Raw genomic sequence first — 18797 nt, forward strand, 5'->3', positions numbered from 1 at the left:
ATGGCGGCTCTGCTGCTGCGGCAGAGTTAACGGGCGCCTGCCCCCAGATTTGAACGGTTTGCACGTTCGCGCGACAAAGCTAGCGCAGGATGTCGCCAACGCCACATCCACCATTGCCGACCGGAATGGCCGACATGAGTGCCGCCTTGAACGCGCCGATGAACGGTGGCCGCCAGCCCGCAGCGCGGCACGCAATCGTGTTGGCCGTACTGCTCGCTTGCATCGGCGCAGCGATCGCTTTGTTCGTTTCAGCACCTGCCGAACAGCGCAAGACAGGGGCCGCCGAACAGGACGAACCTATTCAGCCGTTCGGCGCCAACGCAGCCAACGAATGCCGCCGTCTTTTGCGGAACGCCACCGAATACCTCCCCGAGCAACAAGAGAAGCTGCGTTACCGGATGCGCCAGACCGCCTGCAGCGAAGCATTCGCTGCTGCTCCGGACGATGTCCGCAACAAGGTGGCCTTCGCTCAATCGCTGCCGCATGAACGGCGCGCCGAGGCGGTCGCACTGTTGCGCGAGGCCGCAGCCCGGAACGATAGCGAGGCAAATTACGCAATCTATGAGTCGCATAATTCATGGGACTATCATCTTGATCGCCCGCAACTGATTGCGCGCGACGAGGCACAGCACGCGCTGATCAAGGCAGCCGAACTGGACAACCCGTCAGCGGTAAACAGGCTCGCCATCCTCTATGGCCGTGGCGGCATCGTGAAGCGGGACGCCTCGGCCGAACGATACTGGACCGAGCGCGCGCTTCGGTTGCCGCTGCCGGAGAACGTCACCCGTGCGGACCAGCAGATCAGGCTTGCCCGGCTTCTCGCGCGATCCCCACAGCCGGACGAGCAGACCCTCGGCCGGGATTTACTCGCACGTCTCGCCCAAGGCGGCTCGTTTGGCGCCAAGGCGGCGCTGGCTGAAGCCACGCGTCCCAACGATCCCGTGCGCGCCCGCAAACTATTTGAAGAGGCCGCGCGCGATCGTCTGGGAGGGGATACCGAACTGGCGCAGATGCTGCTCGATGGCGAAGGCGGCCCGGCCGATCCGAAGCGCGCATTATCGATCTTGCAAAGCCAGCGCCATCAGGCGAGCGCGAGTGGCCTGCTCGGCCAGCTTTATCTCGATGGAAAGCTGGTGCCACGCGACGTGTCAAAGGGGGTCGACTTGCTGATCACTGCCGGGGTCTGGGATTACGACTCCCGGCTAAAGGCCCTGCGGTTGCTGGCCAGCCATCCGCAGGTTCAGATTTCCTCGCTCAATATCGTTCTGTATGAGGCAATTCAGGCTGCGGAACTTGGCGAGCCTGACGCACTTGCCGCATTGGTCGATCTCAAACTATCGCAGAACCCGCAGTTTCGCGACGTCCCCGGAGCCTGTAAACTGAAACCAATGGCCGTGCAGCGCGGCGATCAGGATGCCGTGCAACGCCTCAAGGATTGCCCGGCCGAGTGATCATCGTCGCGTCGCCGCCACAGAGCGCGATCGTCCGGATGAGTGTGCATGCCCGAGAGTGTCACCGCCCCGCAGACTAAGACCAAGCCGAAGGTCGAGCGGCCGAAATTGTACAAGGTTATCCTCGTCAATGATGACTTCACGCCGCGGGAGTTCGTCGTGCGGGTGCTGAAGGCGGAATTTCGCATGTCCGAGGATCAAGCCGCCAAGGTAATGATGACGGCGCATCAACGCGGCGTCTGCGTCGTCGCCGTGTTCACCCGTGACGTCGCCGAGACCAAGGCGACCCGCGCGACAGATGCCGGCCGCGCCAAGGGCTATCCGCTTCTGTTCACGACCGAGCCGGAAGAATAGGACGTGGCGCTTCTGCTTTGGCCACCAAGACGATAAAAATTTAACGATCGGCTCAATCCGAGGTTGGGCGGCATGTGGCAAGCTCGCCAGATGTCGATTGCACTCCGCAAGCAATATGTATCCCGGCCGGAATTGTCGTTCGGGCCTTTGCGCTTCATCGAATGCCTGCCTTGGCTCGTGCTGGCAGCGGGAATGCGCGTGATCGCGTTCAGCGGTGGCGTTATCGCCTTGCCGGCCATCTTCGTCGCCACGGTTGCCGTTCTTCTCGCGTTCCTGGTGACCGCACGGCGGTCGATCGAGCTTGCCGACGGCGAGACCCATCTCGGAGCGATGACGTTCGAGGATGAATTCCGACTATCGCTGCGCATTCTGGTGCGTATCGGCGCGCTGATGCTTGTAGCAAGCATGATCTCTGTATCGCTCGGGATCTCGCCGCTGGACCTGAACTTCATGGGCGGCATCGATGGCATGGCGTTCGATCAGCCGACGGCGGCCGGAAAGATCTGGAATGCATCCATCGCCACGCTGATCTTGCTGATGATCGTCGGCGTCGAACGCCATGACAACAGGGTTCGTTTCTTCGCGGCTTGCCGTGAATTCGCCAGGCGAAGCGCGTGGCTCGGCGTGGGCCTTCTGGTCCTGACCGCCGCCTATTTCGGCCTCGGTTTTGTCCAGGGTCTCGTTCGCAACGCGATTGCGATCTACGGGCAGGCGCCGACGACGAACACCTTCATCCGAAACCTGATCTTCTTCGTTTTTATCTTCGGCTTCGCGATGCTGCGGCTTTGGGTGACCCTGATGATCCTGACCGCGGCCCTCAAGCAATCCCATCTGCGCGGCGACTGACCTCAGCCAGCGACCGCGGTTTCATCGCCCAATCCATAGACCTGCTCGGCCTTGGCGAAGCCAGCGATGGGAAATTCACCGAGATCGGCCCAATCGGCGCGTGTCGCATCAGCAAAAGCGGTCGACGCCACCACCGTCCGGTGCAGTTTGCCGGCGATCTTCTCCAGACGTGCGGCGAGGTTCACCGCCGGGCCGATACAGGTGAAGTCGAGCCGGTTGCCGCCACCGATATTGCCGTAAAGCACCTTGCCGACATGCAGTGCCAGACCGAAGCGAAAGCGCTCTTCGGCACCTGCCGCATCCGACCAGCGCAGCGCTTCAACGGCAGCGCTGGCTTCACGCGCAGCCTCCAGCGCATGACCGCAAACCATCGAACGATCCGTATCATCCTCGGCAATGGGAAACACGGCCAGCAGGCCATCGCCCATGAATTTGAGCACTTCGCCGCCATGCTTGAGGATCGCAGGCACCTGACAATCGAAGTAAAGGTTGAGAATCTCGACGACGCTTTCCGGCGGCAATCGGTCCGACAGCGCCGTAAAGCCGCGCAGATCCGACAACCAGATCGCTGCGCGCATGGTCTCGGTATGGCCACGTCGGATCTGACCACCGAGAATACGTCCGCCAGCGCGATTGCCCACATAGGTATCGAGCAGTGTCACCGTCACTCGTCGTATGCCGATGACCTCGATCAACCGCGCCAATGTCGGCAGCACGGCTTTCAAGGCAGCAAGCTGCTCCTCGGTGAAACCGCCGGGCTGCTTGGTGGTCCAGCTTGATGCGTGGAGCATGTTGTCGACGAAGGTGAGCGGGATCGCGATATAATCGGTAACACCTTCGGCGCGCATGTCGTCGAAAAAAGGAAAGGGTGTGGTTGATGGCTCATGAAGTCGGCTACGGACCTCGACACCTTCACGGAAGACCAGTGCAAGCGGACTGCTGAGGAATTCAGGTGCCTCCTGAATGTCGAAATCAACCGAGCTGAGGACCACCCCGGTCTCCGGACGCCAGATGAAATTGCGGCCGAAGATTTCCGGGTGCAGGGTGCGGATGAAGATGCCCACGCGGTACAACGGCAGCCCCGCAGCAACAAGCCGTTCGCAACATTCCGCCATCATGCGCGATGGCGTCGGCGCGGATCGCGCACCGTCGCTGAGCCAGTCGATGATCTCTCTGAGCTTGTCGGGCAACACGGCTGGCACTTTCAAACTCGCGCGAACGCGGGCTTCGGTCAGTCACTTACTCTAGCCGACCTGTCCGCGATGCCGAATGAAATGATCGGCGAGCACACAAGCGGCCATGGCTTCCGCCACCGGCACGGCGCGGATGCCGACGCAGGGATCATGACGCCCCTTGGTCAGGATGTCCGTATCGGCGCCATTGCGATCGACGGTCTTGCGCGGCGACAGGATCGACGAAGTCGGCTTCACTGCAAAACGTGCCACGACCGGCTGGCCTGTGGAAATGCCGCCGAGGATGCCGCCAGCATGGTTTGAGAGAAATGACGGGCCGTGATTGGTCATGCGCATCTCGTCGGCATTGTCCTCGCCAGACAATTCCGCAGCACCGAAACCGTCGCCGATCTCGACACCCTTCACCGCATTGATGCTCATCAGCGCCGCTGCCAGATCGCCATCGAGCTTGGCGTAAATGGGCGCGCCCAAACCTGCGGGCACGCCGTCGGCGACCACCTCGATCACCGCGCCGATCGACGAGCCGGATTTCCGGATACCATCGAGATAGCTTTCGAAGAAGGCGGCCTTGTCCTTATCCGGGCAGAAGAATGGATTGCGGGCGACCTCGTCCCAGTCCCAGTTGCCGCGGTCGATCTTGTGCGGTCCCATCTGCACCAGCGCAGCACGCACCGTCATTCCGGGCACGATCTTGCGCGCGATCGCGCCGGCCGCAACACGCGTCGCCGTCTCGCGGGCAGATGAACGGCCACCGCCGCGATAGTCGCGCAACCCGTATTTGGCCTCATAGGTGAAGTCGGCATGGCCCGGCCGAAACTTGTTCTTGATGTCCGAATAATCCTTCGAGCGCTGGTCGGTATTCTCGATCAAGAGCGCGATCGGCGTCCCCGTCGTGACCTGCACACCCGTTTCCGGATGCGCCATGACCCCGGACAGGATCTTGACCGCGTCAGCTTCCTGCCGCTGCGTGGTAAAGCGCGACTGGCCGGGACGGCGGCGATCGAGATCGGCCTGGATCTCGGCAACATCGAGCGGGATCAGCGGCGGACAGCCATCGACCACGCAGCCGATCGCCACCCCGTGGCTCTCGCCAAAGGTCGTGACGCGGAACATGTGGCCGAAGGTGTTGTGGGACATGGGGCGCTCGCTGCTTGAGCAGATGTCGTAACGCGGGCCGTCCGAGGGGTCAAATCGCCCGGTCAGCCGCAATGCTTAACTAAACTTGTCCATCCCGTCGGCGTTGAACACGTAGACCGCGCCCTGCTGGATCGGCAGCTCACTGACCCCGTCCGGCGTCTCAAAGCCCAGCGCCACCATTAGCGCCCGCGCCGTACCGCCATGGGCAACGGCAACGGTATCGCCCGTCAGGCCGTCAACCCATTCGCGCATCCGGAGTTGCACCTCAGCGTAGCTCTCGCCGCCCGGCGCCGACAGGCTCCATTTGTCGCGCAAGCGCGCCGCAAAGATCTCGGGATGTGCGGCTTCCTGCTCGGCCAGCGTAAAGCCTTCCCAGTGGCCGAAGCCGATCTCACGCAGACGATCGTCGAGGCCGTAGTCGTCATGCGGCAGATCGAGCTTGCCGCGCACCAGTTCCATGGTGTTGCGCGCGCGGCCGAGCGGACTGGAGACGAATGCGACATCGCCGTTGGTGCGCCCGTCGCGCGCCAGCAGATCTTTAAGGACACCACCAGCATGCGCCGCCTGCTCACGACCGAGATCGTTGAGCGGAATGTCCTTCGAGCCCTGAAAGCGACCGGCGGCATTCCATTCGGTCTGACCGTGGCGAATATAATAGATCGTTGGTTTCGGCATGGACTAAGCGATCAGTCCTTGCCGCCCATCGAGATATCCGGCGCATCCGGCACCTTGGTGCCGAGCACGTGATAGCCAGCATCGACGTGATGCACTTCGCCGGTGACGCCAGAGGACAGGTCAGACAGGAAATACATCGAGCTCTGGCCGACTTCGTCGATCGAGACGTTCTTGCGCAGCGGCGCATTGACCTCGTTGTATTTCAGCAGATAGCGGGAGTCGGCAATCCCTGCGAAGGCCAGCGTCTTGATCGGGCCGGCGGAGATCGCATTGACGCGGATGCCCTTCTCGCCCAGGTCAGCCGCCAGATAGCGCACGCTGGCTTCGAGCGCGGCCTTGGCGACGCCCATCACGTTGTAGTTCGGCATCCACTTCTCGGCGCCGTAATAAGTCAGCGTGATGATCGAACCACCGTCGGTCATTAGTTTCTCGGCGCGCTGCGCAACCGCGGTCAGCGAATAGCAGGAGATGAGCATGCTCTTGCTGAAGTTCTCCGCCGTGGTGTCGACATAGCGGCCCTCGAGCTCGTTCTTGTCGGAAAACGCAATGGCATGGACGACGAAGTCGATCTTGCCCCACTTCGCCTTGAGCTCGTCGAACACCGCATCGATGGTCGCGGCATCCGTGACGTCGCAATGACCAAGCACGAGCGCGCCCAGTTCCGCCGCCAGCGGCTCCACGCGCTTCTTCAGCGCATCGCCCTGATAGGTCAGCGCGATCTCGGCGCCCTGCGCCTGGCACGCCTTGGCAATGCCCCAGGCGATGGAACGGTTATTGGCCACGCCGAGAATGACGCCGCGCTTGCCCTTCATCAGGCCTGAAACTTCACTCATATCACATCCTATTTGCTTGGCTGATAACTTGGCAGTCCATGCCGATCTGGCCTTGGGGGTACACCAGCACTTGCGTCCGGTACAGCCCAAAAGCCCGGTTATGTGGCTGTTTACCGTCCGGGCTTAACGCCGGAATAGACGGTCCGCCAAGGTGTTATGATAGATGCGGCGCAATTGCGGACCGCCCAAGATACCGTCAGGATTGCAACGGATGGCACGAGCCCCATGAGCGCCTTTCGCGAGAGCGTTGAGAGCATGATTCCGGCGCTGCGCCGTTATGCGCGGGCGCTGGCGCGTGACACCGACATCGCAGACGACCTGGTGCAGGACACACTCGTGCGCGCGCTACGCTCCGAGAAACTGTTCATCGGCGGCGATCTCAGAAGCTGGCTCTATACGATCCTGACCAATCTGAACCGCAACCGCCGCCGCTCGCTGGCACGCAAACCAGTCTTCACCGAACTGTTCGACAACAATCCGGATGCCAGCGGGACCGAAGCCGAAGGGCGCGACATCTCGCGCGCCCTTGCCGCCCTCGTCGAAGAGCAGCGCTCGGTGCTGCTGCTCGTGATGCTCGAAGGCCTGAGCTACCGCGAAGTCGCCGACATTCAGGGCGTGCCGATCGGCACCGTGATGTCGCGTCTCGCCCGCGCCCGCGCCCATGTCAAAGCCTATCTCGACGGCGAGCGCCCGGCGCTGCGCGCGGTCAAATGATTTAAAGGGAAGATGATAATGACCGGACCGAACATTCCCGTGACCGAAGACGAATTGCACGCCTTCGTCGATAATGAATTGCCGGCCGAGCGCCGCACCGATGTCGAGGCCTGGCTCGCGACACATCCTGACGATGCCGAGCGCGTCGCATCATGGCGCGCGATGGCCGAGTTGCTGCATGCCCGCTACGATGCGATTGCCGACGAAGCCGTGCCGCAGCGGCTGGAAATCGAGCGACTGGTTCAGCAGCCGCGGCGCTGGATCTACGGCGCCGTCGCGGCCACGCTTGTCGCCTTCATTGCAGGTGGCAGCGCGGGCTGGGTCGCACGCGGCGCAGCGACCTCGCCATCGATATTCCGGAGTTTCACGGTGGACGCGCTCGGTGCGCACCGGACCTATGTGGTCGAAGTCCGTCATCCGGTCGAAGTCGCAGCCAATGAACGTGCACACCTGCAGCAGTGGCTGTCGAAGCGCGTCGGCTACGAGATCAAGGCGCCCGAACTCGATGCGGCCGGATTGAAGCTGGTCGGCGGACGCTTGCTGCCCGGCCCCGAAGCGCCTGCGGCCTTCTTCATGTATGAGAGCCCGTCGGGCGAGCGCTACACGCTCTACACTTCGCGTGCGGCGAAGGCTGACGCGACCCAGATGCGCTATGCCGCGCAGGACAAGGACGGCGCCATGTTCTGGGCTGACAAGGGCGTCGGCTATGTCGTGTCAGGCCCGACCGACAAGGACCGGCTCAACCAGGTCGCCCGCCAGATCTATGACCAGACGGAGAAGATCGGGGGATAGCTACACTCTGTAGCCCGGATGGAGCGAAGCAGAATCCGGGCTGTCAGGCGTTTGGCGTTGCCTCCGGCAAGAAAGAACTTTCGCGTTTGACGCGGTCACCTATCACATCGAATAACAGTGCCGTATTCGCGATCATCACAATGGTTGCGATAATTCCCATCGTGCTGTCCGTAACGGCCCGCAACATTGCTTTCCAGAATGGAAGATCAGCCGTGCTTCCCATCAGGCCCAACATCATGATGCAAGCAATCCACACCACCAGCGCCGCCGTGAACGGAATGACGATTGCCAATATGGTCCGAACGATCAGCCAGATCCGTCCTCGACTATCGTGCCATGCATCTGCAGCCGTCACATTGACCGGGCCCGCGGCCAAAGCAGGAAACAGCAACACCAGGCGGACCGACACAATGATGACGATAATCGCCAAACCAATCGGCAAGAGAATACTCATCAAACCGGACTCAGGCATGATCTCGCCGACCAGCGTCGGTACCCAGAGCACGGCCACCCATTTAAAATAGCGGCGGAACCGATCGCAAAAATACGCGAGATAGTGCGCGGGCTGCTCGCCCAGAATGATCAGACGATATGCGCCGACCTGAAAGGGCACCAGCAGGATCGTCGACATGCCGTCGAGCAGGAGGCGAAATGTTTTGCTGCCGATGTCGCTGGATGCGACTACGAGCTTGGAGAGATCGATCAGCACATAGATCGAAAACGCGATCAGGACCAAATGCGGCGCTTGGCGAAAGACGAGACGCCCGCCATCCCATACAGAGTGAAAAACCTGTCTGGCGGTTGGATAGATGATGACCATGCACGTTTTTATAGTGCATCAGCATCGACACAATCAAACGTTGACCGAATTGATCTGCCCGCAAGGTTAGCAGCAGATTGATCGAGAGCGGCGCGGCCAATACCGCACCGCTCATCCGAACCTACCCCAAATCACTCCGCGGATGATACGGGTGCCCGTCGCGCCACTTCTCCATCAGGGCTTCCAGCTCGGCATCGTTGCCGTCCGGCAGCATGATCCTGGTGGTGAAGTAGAGATCGCCCGCGGCGCCTCCGGCCAGCGGCAGGCCCTTGCCCTTCAGGCGAAACACCCGTCCGCTCGACGTGTTCTTCGGAATTGAAAGCTCCACGGCACCGGTGAGTGTCGGCGCGCGCACCTTGGCCCCAAGCACGGCTTCGTAGAGCGTGATCGGCAGATCGACGCGCAGGTCGTTGCCATCCACCTTGAAGTGAGCGTGGGGAGCGATGGTGACGGTGATCATCAGATCGCCGGGACGATGTCCTGGCGCGCTTTCACCCTGCCCGCGGAGCCGGATCTGCTGGCCCGACGTGACGCCGGCCGGTATCTTGACGTTCAATTCCTTGCCGGATGGCAGACGCACGCGCTTCTCGGCGCCCTTCACGGATTCTTCCAGCGTCACCGTCATGGCAACGTTCAGATCCAGATCAGGCATCCCGCCGGCATAGCCACCGGTATCGAACTCAAAGCCCTGCGCGCCGGGACGCGCGCCGCGCGGGCTGGCGCCGCCGAACATGCTGTTGAGGATATCCTCGAAACCGCCACCGGCACCGCCGGGAAAGCCCTGCTGCGCACCGGGACCGCCACGGAAAGCATGCTCGAAGCCGCGCTGCGACGCGCCAGCGCGGCCGCCGCCCGGAAATCCCTGGAAGCGTGCTTTACCCTCGGCATCGATCTCGCCACGGTCGAACTGCTTGCGCTTGTCCTCGTCGCCGATGATCTCGTTGGCCGCATTCAATTCCGAAAACCGGTCGGCGGCTTTCGGATCGTCCTTGTTGCTGTCGGGATGATGCTTCTTGGCGAGCTTGCGATAGGCACTCTTGATCGCCGCAGCGCTGGCGCCCCGCTGCACCCCCAAGACCTCATAGGGGTCGCGCATCCGTCGTCTCTCCTTCAGGTAACTAAAAGGCGGGCAATCGGCCCGCATGTTGGGTTTGCGGGCCAGGGCCCGCCTGCTTCTTCATCTGGTGACTTCGTGTCATTTTTGCAACTCGGCCGCAAGCGGCCCGCCGGTGAAAACTAGCTCCGTTTCCACGGCTTCAGCGTATGCACGTCCCAGCTGCCGCGGTCACCCTTACAGGCCGCACCTTGCATCCAGCTTTCGCTAGTGCCGTTGACATAGCTGGCCAGAAAATCCCTGCAGGTGCGACCTTCCGCGACATAGGCACTGGACAGAGGCGTCACCGATCCGCGCGCGCCGGTCGACGGGTTTTCCCACGGCTGGCTGGAATCCTTGCTGCCCTTGGTAAGGACATCGGAGGCCGCCGTACGCGTCAGGACAAGATCGGCTTCGGTGGGCTCGTAATTGGTGGCCTGGACGGATGCCGGCGAAATCGAACCGGTGACATCGCCGCCCTCCATCCTGGCCAGCGCGGACTCGTTTCGGCCCATACTGCAACCACCGAGGGTGCTGCCGATAAGAATTGCTGTCAAAGCCGCACCGAGCGGGCAGATGGCCGATAGGCCAATGCGTTGCCGTATCCTATATAGGTCTTGCCTATGTAGGGGCAGCAGCAAGCTCTCTACAACAGGCCAACGCAAGCGGAACTCCGGACATGACCGACACGACCTCCCCCATCAAAGACTCAACTCCGTTAACGTCAGGTGATTTTACGGCCGCTGCGGAACCATTTGCACTGTTTTCCGAGTGGTTTACCGAGGCAAAGACCTCAGAACCCAACGATCCGAACGCGATGGCGCTGGCCACCGTCGATGCCGACGGCCTGCCGGACGTCCGCATGGTGCTGATGAAGGGCTATGACACCGACGGCTTCGTGTTCTACAGCCACATCGCCAGCCAGAAGGGCCAGGAGCTTGCCGCCAATCCCAAGGCCGCGCTGCTGTTTCACTGGAAGTCGCTGCGCCGGCAGGTCCGCATTCGCGGTCCGGTCACCCGCGTGACCGAAGCCGAGGCCGACGAGTATTTTGCGACCCGCCCCAAACAGGCGCAGATCGGCGCCTGGGCGAGCAAACAGTCGCAGCCGCTGGAAAGCCGCTTTGCGTTCGAACAGGCCATCGCCAAGGAAGGCGCCAAACACCTGATCGGCAGCGTGCCGCGTCCGCCAGGTTGGAGCGGATGGCGCATTACGCCACAGCGGTTCGAGTTCTGGCACGACCGCCCGTATCGCCTGCACGACCGCATCGAATTCCGCCGCGACACCGCGGCACCAGATACGTCCTGGACCAAGGTGAGACTGTATCCGTGAACGCCGACAACGAGACGAGAACCAGACCCGTGAGCCATCCAGGATCGAACGCGCCCAAGCGCACCATGCTGCTCACCGGCGCAAGCCGCGGCATCGGTCATGCCACCGTGATGCGCTTTTCAAGCGCCGGCTGGCGTGTGCTGACCTGTTCGCGGCATCCGTTTCCGGAAGTCTGCCCATGGGATGCCGGCCCCGAAGATCACATCCAGGTCGACCTCGCCGACCATGACGACACCGTCCGCGCCATCGACGACATCAAGGAACGGCTGAACGGCGGCGCGCTGCATGCGCTAGTGAACAATGCCGCCATCTCGCCGAAGGCCGAAGGTGGCGCGCGCATGGGCTCGATCGATACCGACGTCGCGACCTGGAGCCATGTCTTCAACGTCAACTTCTTCGCACCGATCATGATGGCCCGCGGGCTGATCGAGCAGTTGAAGGCTGCGAAGGGCTCAGTGGTGAATGTCACCTCGATCGCCGGCTCGCGCGTGCATCCGTTTGCCGGTGCGGCCTATGCCACATCGAAAGCGGCGCTGGCGTCGCTGACCCGCGAAATGGCGTCGGATTTCGGCCGCCTCGGCATCCGCGTCAACGCCATCGCGCCGGGCGAGATCGACACCTCGATCCTCTCGCCGGGCACGCAGACCATCGTCGATCAGCAGATCCCGCTGCATCGGCTCGGCACGCCCGACGAAGTCGCCAAGATCATCTATGTGCTGTGTACGGAAACGAGTTCATACGTGAACGGCGCCGAGATCCACATCAATGGCGGCCAGCACGTCTGATCAGCGGTAACGGGTGGGGAATAGTCATGCTGAGGACCGCGCCATTCTGGCGCTCCTCGAAAAGCGCGGGATTTTCTAGTCCGCGTAAAATTTCCGCGGCATCGGCGCAGCCGCGCTGATCCCCGCGCTGGAACAATCGTCTTCGGATTCGCCGTCCATCAACCCGGCACCACAATGCCGGCAGGTACGCGCAGACATCGCCTGCGCCCGACCGTTGGCCATGCGCGCCTGTTGATAGGACCTGAGATCGACGACGTTCCGTCCCGATGTTTCTGTTTTGTCAACCATTGCTGTCCTCATCGCTTCTGACAGCGTTATGACAGCAACCATTAGCGCAACCGTTCAGCGGAACGCTCGAATTTTACCGGATAAATTGTGGCGGGAATCGCGCGAAGCCTATGATCATTGGGCTTTTCGAACACGCATCATGAATGCGTTTTGATAGTTGGAAAAAGATTCAGACACCCGCGCCTTTATGATCCCGCGAGCGCATGCTCGGGGTTGTCTAAGCGGTGTCCCCTCCTGAAACATGAGGGGTGGCAGCGCGCCTGACGACGCGAAATGGTGGTAATTTTCGCGATCCGCTCCGCCGGAACGCCGGCAAGCTGCAACCGCGCAACGCCATCCGGCGCGCCACCGCGGCGATTTCTGTCCCCGGGACCGTTCTTCCGGGCAAAGGCGCAGAGCTCCGCACTCCGCTGATCCCGACGGTTTCCCGCCGTTCACCAATGCCACGTCCAGCCAGCATGAGTGGCAGACCCCCGTAGTGGGGTCGGACGGTGACCCAAGGCCTCCCGAGTGCGCGGGGTACGTCACCCCACACCCGCAGGCGCCGCATCCCAGTCCCACTTCAAGACGCCTCATGAAGCGCCCCTCGCGAACCGGATGAGCGGAGGATAATCCTTATAGGCATATTGTCAAGAGATGCAGGAAAAATGTTTGGGCGCTGCTATCCCTCATTTGTCATTCCGGGGCGCGCCCTTGCGCGAACCCGGAATCCATAACCACGATCGAACTTATGGATTCCGGGCCTGCACCCCACCGGCTTCGCCGGCGTGACGCATCCCGGAATGACAAATGAGAGGTTAGTGCCGCCCTACGTGCCCTACAGCCACTTCTTCCACTTGAAGAACATATAAGGCAGCACCGCGGCGAACAGCATCATGATCAGCGCCATGGGGTAACCGACATCCCATTGCAGTTCCGGCATCGCCTTGAAATTCATGCCATAGACCGAGGCGATCAATGTCGGCGGCATCAGCACGACGGCCATGACCGAGAACAGCTTGATGATGTTGTTCTGTTCGAGATTGACGACACCGAGCATCGCATCGAGCGTGAAGGTGATCTTGTTCGACAGATAGGAGGCGTGATCGGTCAGGGACACCACGTCGCGCTGCATGGTCTTGAGCTGCGCGCGCATGTCCTTCGACCACTTCACGCCTTCGGCTTCCGCCGTGATGAAGGTGACGACGCGGCCGATCGAGACGAGGCTTTCACGTACTTTCGAGGTCAGGTCGCCCTTGCGACCGATGGTGATCAGAATTTCGGAATAACGCTTGGCATGGCCGGTCCGCAGCGACTCATCCGGCTCGAAGATGTCGTGGCTGACCTGATCGACGTCGGCGCCGACGCGTTCGAGAATGTCGGCGCACCGATCGATCACCGCGTCGAGCAGTTCGAGCAGAATGGTTTCACCATTGGCGCCGGGTGGCGCGTTGCGGCCAAGCTTCAGTTCGACGGACGCGAACGGACGCGGTGTGTCGTAGCGCACCGTCACCAGCCGTTGCCGGGTGAGGATGAAAGTTACCGCCGTGATCCGCGGCGACTCCGTGTCGGAGCCGCACATCAAGCTCGCGGTCATATAGCGGGCGCCGTTCTCGATATAGAGACGGCTGGAGATTTCGATCTCCTGCATGTCTTCGCGGGTCGGAATTTCCACCCCCGCCAGTTTCTCCACCGCCTTGTCTTCGGCTGGCGACGGCTTCACCATGTCGATCCACACCGCATTGTCCGGCAACGCTTCGAGATCGGTTGGCTCGGATTTTCTCAAGGCGTGGTCGGCAGGGGTGAAGACAGCGAGCATAGCAACTCCGGGACATTGAAAAGGCGGGACACTGCAATACGGACGATCCGGACAGAATCGGCAGGGGCGACCGACCATGACCGATGCGGATGCAGCCGTCATGACAGCCTTTGTGCGGCGCGCCAACCCCACCCGAACCCGGGGAATTTTTCCCGCAAGATCGCGCGTTCCATGGTCTCGATCTGACAAAATTGTCACGCGCGCATCACGGCTTCGCGAGGCGTTGCGGTTCTGCACAGGATTTGGCCGGAGGGTCGAAAATTCTGCGGCAAATATGACACAGGTTGTGCGCTGCATGATGCGCAGCGCATCTAACCGCTGGAATTGCAGCGGATTTCAGCGATAGTAGCTTTAACGGAATCGTGGCGTTCGCAGGCTATTTTGGGTGCGTTTCCTTGCACCAGCCTGTCTGAATTCGGACCTCACGCAATTGGAACAATGACATGTCGCCGCTCAAGATTAAGCTTGGTTTGATTGTCGCCGCCGGCCTGATGCTGTCGGGCTGCATGCAGACCGCCACGCAATTCCAGGCCGCCCCGGAAGCCAGCCTCAAGCCGAATGACAAGGCACAGCTCGCCAAGGCGCGTTACGCGAAGGTCGCCGTCGCCGAGCCGTTCCGCCGCGCCATCGTCGACTTCCACCGCAAGGAAGCGCCGGGCTCGATCGTGGTCGATTCCGACAACCACTATCTCTATTTCGTCCAGGACGGCGGCAAGGCGATCCGCTATGGCGTGACCGTCGGCGAAGAAGCGCTGGCCTTCTCGGGCGTCGCGCGCGTCGGCAACATGGCCGAATGGCCGAAGTGGACCCCGACCAAGGACATTCACGCCCGCATCGAAGGCCTGCCGGCCCAGGTGCCCGGCGGCGTCGATAATCCGCTCGGTGCCCGCGCCCTCTATCTCTATCAGGGCAACAAGGACACGCTGTTCCGCATTCACGGCACCAATCAGCCGGAATATATCGGCGCCTCGATCTCGTCGGGCTGCATCCGCATGACCAACGAAGACGTCATCGACCTCTATAGCCGCGTCAAGCCCGGCGCTGTGGTCGTCGTGCTTGAGCCGAAGGCCGGCGACTCGCCGTATAATTCGAAGCTGGCCCTGCAGGGCGGCGGCGGAACGCCGTACTGAGCTAAGGTTTTATGAGATTGGAAAAGCGCCGGTTTTGCCGGCGCTTTTTCTGTTGATGGGCGGGATGGTTGGGTGCTCAGCATTCACCTCAAACACCGATGTCATCCCCGCGAAGGCGGGGATCCATACACTCCGAAGAACTTTTGAAGCGCTGTAGATGCGGCAATGCCGTCGCCTCAACCACGCCAACCGTGGTTATGGATCCCCGCCTTCGCGGGGATGACAGCTAAGAGGCGATTGCAACCTCACGCCTGCTCCCCCACTCCTTTTCAAATCACCGCAAAAAGCTGAACGGCGATGGTGGCGGCGCGCGGCGCTTCTTCGGCTTGGGTTTTGGCTTCGGCTTGGGCTGTTCTTGTGGAGGCGCGGCTTCTGCTTCGGGCTCCGGCTCGGCTTCAGCGGCAGGCTGAGCGGCTGGAGGCTCTGCGGGCTTCGCCGCCTCCGGCGTCTTCTCCCCCGGCTTGCCTTCCGCCACTTCGCGCGGCGGTGCTTCGTCCGGGCGCACGGCCGGCATCAGCGGCGCGATGCGCGGCCACTCGTCCCAGACGTCCCATTGGCAGATGCGGTAGTTGCCGCGCCGCTCGGCGATATCGAGATGGATATGATCCTCGTGGTAGCCGTCGGAGCCCGGCCCCAGCACGGTGGTGAACCGCGTACAGACCGAATGCAGCACGGCCTCGCGCTGCTCGCGCGGCGTGTTGCGCTCGGTCAGTGCGATCGAGCGGCCATTGGCGAGTTTCAGCCCGCGCACATCCAGCGCATTGGCGCGGCCATGCTCTGACAGTTTCGCCCCGACGACACGGTTGCGACCACGGCAATCGAAGGAGTCGAAATTATCGAGTTCAAGAAGCTTGGTGCCGAGGTTGGTCGCGAGCGGTGCCATGTCGGCGCGGATCCATTCGGCCACCGCCGTTGCCATGGCGCAGCGCATCGTTCCCGCCGGCTTCAGCGGCACGCGCGTCCTGTCCGGCAGCACAACCGCTTCCAGCCGCACCATGTCGGGTCCGCCGCAGGCGCCCGGCCCCTTGATGTCGGGAATACTCGGCGCAACAGCGATGGCATCGGTGAGCGCCAAGCGGCAGGCTGAAGGCGGCGGCGGCTCCGGCGGACGCGCTTCCGCAGCAGGCTTCTCAGGCTCAGCGGGTTGCTCCGATCTCGCAGGCTCCTCACCGGGATTTTGCGCCGGCTCGATCGCCGGCGCTTCTGCCGGGCGGGGCTTTGGCAGCGGCACACGCGATGTCGTCAGATAGGCCTGCGCCGGCGCGGCAACCAGCAGCAACGCCAGAACCACCCCAATTGTCCTTTGGTCGCAGCCGGATAGGCCAAAAGTCCATTTCCGGGCCGCTTTCCCCGCGCTAAACTTCATGCCAAGACCTAAAGCAAGAACACGGTCGAAGTTCCCCGGCAACGATCGGGGAGCCGGCACGCCAATCACAAGACGGAGGAACGATCAAATGCGTGGCTTGATGCAAGACTGGCCTTTGCTGTGTCATCGGATCATCGATCATGCAGCCCAAGTCCACGGCGAGCGCGAGGTCGTGACCAGATCAGTCGAAGGTCCCATCCACCGCACCAATTACGCCGAAATTCGTACCCGTGCCCTGAAGGTCGCACAGCGTCTCGACCGCGAGGGCATCAAGATGGGCGACCGCGTCGCCACCATCGCGTGGAACACATGGCGGCACCTGGAAACGTGGTACGGCATCATGGGCATCGGCGCCATCTGCCACACCGTCAATCCACGTTTATTCCCGGATCAGATCGCGTGGATCATCAACCATGCGCAAGATCGCATCGTGATGACCGACCTCACCTTCGTCCCTATCCTCGAGAAACTCGCCGACCAGTTGCCATCAGTCGAGCGCTACATCGTCTACACCGACAAGGCGCACATGCCGCAGACCACGCTGAAAAACGCCGTGGCTTATGAGGACTGGATCGCTGAGGTCGACGGCAACTTCAAATGGAAGGAATTCGACGAGAACACCGCAGCCGCGATGTGCTACACATCGGGAACAACAGGCGATCCGAAGGGCGTGCTGTATTCGCACCGCTCCAACGTGATGCACGCGCTGATGGCCAACACCGGTGACTCGCTCGGCGCCAATGCCGCCGACACCATGCTGCCGGTGGTCCCGCTGTTCCATGCCAATAGCTGGGGCATCGCGTTCTCCGCGCCGTCGATGGGCACCAAGCTCGTGCTGCCGGGCGCCAAGATGGACGGCGCTTCGATCTATGAATTGCTCTCCACCGAGAGGGTGACGCATACTGCGGGCGTGCCGACGGTATGGCTGATGCTGCTCAACTACATGTCGCAGAACAATCTGAAACTGCCCGACCTGCGCATGGTGGTATGCGGCGGCTCGGCGATGCCGCGCTCGATGATCAAGGCGTTCGTCGATATGGGCATCGGTGCACGTCATGCCTGGGGCATGACCGAAATGAGCCCGATCGGCACGCTGGCCGCGTTGAAGCCGCCGTTCGACCAGCTTGAAGGCGACGAGCGGCTGGATATCCTGCAGACCCAGGGCTATCCGCCGTTCGGCGTCCAGATGAAGATCACCGACGACGCCGGCAAGAACCTGCCCTGGGACGGCAAGACCTTCGGCCGCCTCAAGGTGCGTGGCCCCTCGGTCTCGGCCGCCTACTATCGCGTCGATGCCAACATTCTCGATGAGGACGGCTATTTCGACACCGGCGACGTCGCCACCATCGACCAGTACGGCTATATGCGGATCACCGACCGCTCCAAGGACGTCATCAAGTCCGGCGGCGAATGGATCTCGTCGATCGATCTGGAGAACCTTGCCGTCGGTCATCCGCAGGTGGCGGAAGCCGCCGTCATCGGCGTCTATCATCCGAAGTGGGACGAGCGCCCGCTGCTGATCGTACAACTGAAGCAGGATCAAACCGCCACGCGCGAAGACATCCTGAAATATATGGATGGCAAGATCGCCAAGTGGTGGATGCCGGACGATGTGGTGTTCGTCGATGCTATCCCGCACACGGCCACTGGCAAGATCCTGAAGACCGCGCTGCGCGATCAGTTCAAGACGTATAGCCTGCCGACGGCGGCGGCGTAGCTGACAAGAGCGACAGCGTTCCTAACCTCTCCCCGCCCTTCGCGGGGAGAGGTCGACCGGCGAAGCCGGTCGGGTGAGGGGCATGGCACATGCGTGGCCACATTCGCATCACCAACAGATCGCGCGAATTACGCGCCAACTCCACCGACGCCGAAACGAAACTGTGGAATCGTCTGCGCAACAGGCAGATTGCCGGCTGCAAATTCATTCGCCAAGAGCCGATCGGGCGATATATCTGCGACTTCGTTTGTCGGGAGAAGATGATCGTTATCGAGGTCGATGGCGGGCAGCATCCGGAGTCGCAACGGGACGCCATGCGCGATCGATATCTGTGCGAGCAAGGTTATTGCGTGCTTCGCTTCTGGAACAACGATGTGCTGTCAAATATCGAAGGCGTGCTGTCGCTCATCGATCAGGAATTGCGCAAGACCTCGGATTGATCCGAACCGATAGATTGCGTGCGTTGAAGCAGCGT

At 61.8% G+C, this 18797-nt stretch carries 19 protein-coding genes; 10 read left to right on the forward strand and 9 right to left on the reverse strand.

All coding sequences use genetic code 11. The features are described from left to right. The first annotated feature begins 134 nt into the window (after nt 1–134). The 3 genes from AB8B20_RS12075 to AB8B20_RS12085 all read left to right on the forward strand — a co-directional run bounded on the left by AB8B20_RS12075 (nt 135) and on the right by AB8B20_RS12085 (nt 2651). Complete coding sequence (locus tag AB8B20_RS12075; RefSeq protein ID WP_439072734.1) at nt 135–1451, forward strand: tetratricopeptide repeat protein; 1317 nt, start codon at nt 135–137, stop codon at nt 1449–1451. Nucleotides 1452–1499: 48 nt separating this feature from the next. Further along, entirely contained in the window at nt 1500–1805 is a 306-nt protein-coding gene (gene clpS / locus AB8B20_RS12080; RefSeq protein WP_089265483.1) for an ATP-dependent Clp protease adapter ClpS, read from the forward strand. Nucleotides 1806–1895: 90 nt separating this feature from the next. Continuing rightward, nucleotides 1896–2651, forward strand: a complete 756-nt coding sequence (locus AB8B20_RS12085) for a hypothetical protein (RefSeq protein WP_093757333.1) — start codon at nt 1896–1898, stop codon at nt 2649–2651. Nucleotides 2652–2653: 2 nt separating this feature from the next. Here the strand turns inward: AB8B20_RS12085 and AB8B20_RS12090 are convergent, their stop codons facing one another. From AB8B20_RS12090 to fabI, 4 genes are all read right to left on the reverse strand, one after another. Next, nucleotides 2654–3844 carry an adenylate/guanylate cyclase domain-containing protein gene (locus AB8B20_RS12090; protein WP_439073066.1) on the reverse strand — a complete coding sequence of 397 codons (1191 nt, stop codon included), beginning with the start codon at nt 3842–3844 and terminating at the stop codon, nt 2654–2656. A 51-nt stretch (nt 3845–3895) separates the two neighbouring features. Then, nucleotides 3896–4981, reverse strand: a complete 1086-nt coding sequence (aroC, locus tag AB8B20_RS12095) for a chorismate synthase (RefSeq protein WP_231079676.1) — start codon at nt 4979–4981, stop codon at nt 3896–3898. Nucleotides 4982–5056: 75 nt separating this feature from the next. Beyond that, complete coding sequence (locus tag AB8B20_RS12100; protein WP_439072735.1) at nt 5057–5656, reverse strand: histidine phosphatase family protein; 600 nt, start codon at nt 5654–5656, stop codon at nt 5057–5059. A gap of 11 nt (nt 5657–5667) precedes the next feature. Beyond that, nucleotides 5668–6489 carry an enoyl-ACP reductase FabI gene (gene fabI / locus AB8B20_RS12105; protein WP_093756866.1) on the reverse strand — a complete coding sequence of 274 codons (822 nt, stop codon included), beginning with the start codon at nt 6487–6489 and terminating at the stop codon, nt 5668–5670. A 225-nt stretch (nt 6490–6714) separates the two neighbouring features. Here fabI and AB8B20_RS12110 point away from each other — a divergent pair, with 225 nt between their 5' ends. Beyond that, nucleotides 6715–7203 (forward strand): RNA polymerase sigma factor, encoded by a 489-nt coding sequence (locus tag AB8B20_RS12110; RefSeq protein ID WP_089265487.1) that lies wholly within the window; start codon nt 6715–6717, stop codon nt 7201–7203. 18 nt (nt 7204–7221) lie between these two features. Continuing rightward, on the forward strand, nt 7222–7995 hold the full coding sequence (locus tag AB8B20_RS12115; protein ID WP_439072736.1) for an anti-sigma factor family protein: 774 nt from the start codon (nt 7222–7224) through the stop codon (nt 7993–7995). Nucleotides 7996–8038: 43 nt separating this feature from the next. On the opposite strand, the gene AB8B20_RS12120 is transcribed toward AB8B20_RS12115, so the two are convergent. The 3 genes from AB8B20_RS12120 to AB8B20_RS12130 all read right to left on the reverse strand — a co-directional run bounded on the left by AB8B20_RS12120 (nt 8039) and on the right by AB8B20_RS12130 (nt 10465). After that, a complete protein-coding gene (locus tag AB8B20_RS12120; RefSeq protein WP_439072737.1) occupies nt 8039–8815 on the reverse strand; it encodes a hypothetical protein in 777 nt (258 codons plus the stop codon). Nucleotides 8816–8936: 121 nt separating this feature from the next. Further along, nucleotides 8937–9911, reverse strand: a complete 975-nt coding sequence (locus AB8B20_RS12125) for a DnaJ C-terminal domain-containing protein (RefSeq protein ID WP_093756869.1) — start codon at nt 9909–9911, stop codon at nt 8937–8939. A 140-nt stretch (nt 9912–10051) separates the two neighbouring features. After that, nucleotides 10052–10465, reverse strand: a complete 414-nt coding sequence (locus AB8B20_RS12130) for an RT0821/Lpp0805 family surface protein (RefSeq protein ID WP_089265490.1) — start codon at nt 10463–10465, stop codon at nt 10052–10054. Between the two features lie 122 nt (nt 10466–10587). On the opposite strand from AB8B20_RS12130, the gene pdxH reads away from it, so the two are divergent. Both pdxH and AB8B20_RS12140 read left to right on the forward strand, forming a co-directional pair. Further along, nucleotides 10588–11238 (forward strand): pyridoxamine 5'-phosphate oxidase, encoded by a 651-nt coding sequence (gene pdxH, locus AB8B20_RS12135; protein WP_439072738.1) that lies wholly within the window; start codon nt 10588–10590, stop codon nt 11236–11238. Nucleotides 11239–11303: 65 nt separating this feature from the next. Then, nucleotides 11304–12023, forward strand: coding sequence for an SDR family NAD(P)-dependent oxidoreductase (locus tag AB8B20_RS12140; RefSeq protein WP_089265492.1), 720 nt, complete (start codon nt 11304–11306; stop codon nt 12021–12023). Between the two features lie 1105 nt (nt 12024–13128). Here AB8B20_RS12140 and AB8B20_RS12145 read toward each other — a convergent pair. Next, nucleotides 13129–14109: a magnesium transporter CorA family protein gene (locus tag AB8B20_RS12145; protein ID WP_089265493.1), complete on the reverse strand. Its 981-nt coding sequence runs from the start codon at nt 14107–14109 to the stop codon at nt 13129–13131. Between the two features lie 443 nt (nt 14110–14552). On the opposite strand from AB8B20_RS12145, the gene AB8B20_RS12150 reads away from it, so the two are divergent. Then, nucleotides 14553–15239: a L,D-transpeptidase gene (locus tag AB8B20_RS12150; protein WP_068734945.1), complete on the forward strand. Its 687-nt coding sequence runs from the start codon at nt 14553–14555 to the stop codon at nt 15237–15239. A gap of 274 nt (nt 15240–15513) precedes the next feature. Here the strand turns inward: AB8B20_RS12150 and AB8B20_RS12155 are convergent, their stop codons facing one another. Further along, entirely contained in the window at nt 15514–16605 is a 1092-nt protein-coding gene (locus AB8B20_RS12155) for an extensin family protein (protein ID WP_439072739.1), read from the reverse strand. 88 nt (nt 16606–16693) lie between these two features. On the opposite strand from AB8B20_RS12155, the gene AB8B20_RS12160 reads away from it, so the two are divergent. Together AB8B20_RS12160 and AB8B20_RS12165 are read left to right on the forward strand one after the other, a co-directional pair. Then, a complete protein-coding gene (locus AB8B20_RS12160; protein WP_439072740.1) occupies nt 16694–18322 on the forward strand; it encodes a fatty-acid--CoA ligase in 1629 nt (542 codons plus the stop codon). A gap of 89 nt (nt 18323–18411) precedes the next feature. Further along, nucleotides 18412–18762: an endonuclease domain-containing protein gene (locus tag AB8B20_RS12165; RefSeq protein ID WP_439072741.1), complete on the forward strand. Its 351-nt coding sequence runs from the start codon at nt 18412–18414 to the stop codon at nt 18760–18762. Nucleotides 18763–18797: the final 35 nt, after the last annotated feature.

Source organism: Tardiphaga sp. 866_E4_N1_4, from assembly GCF_052076075.1.
Taxonomy (GTDB): domain Bacteria; phylum Pseudomonadota; class Alphaproteobacteria; order Rhizobiales; family Xanthobacteraceae; genus Tardiphaga; species Tardiphaga robiniae.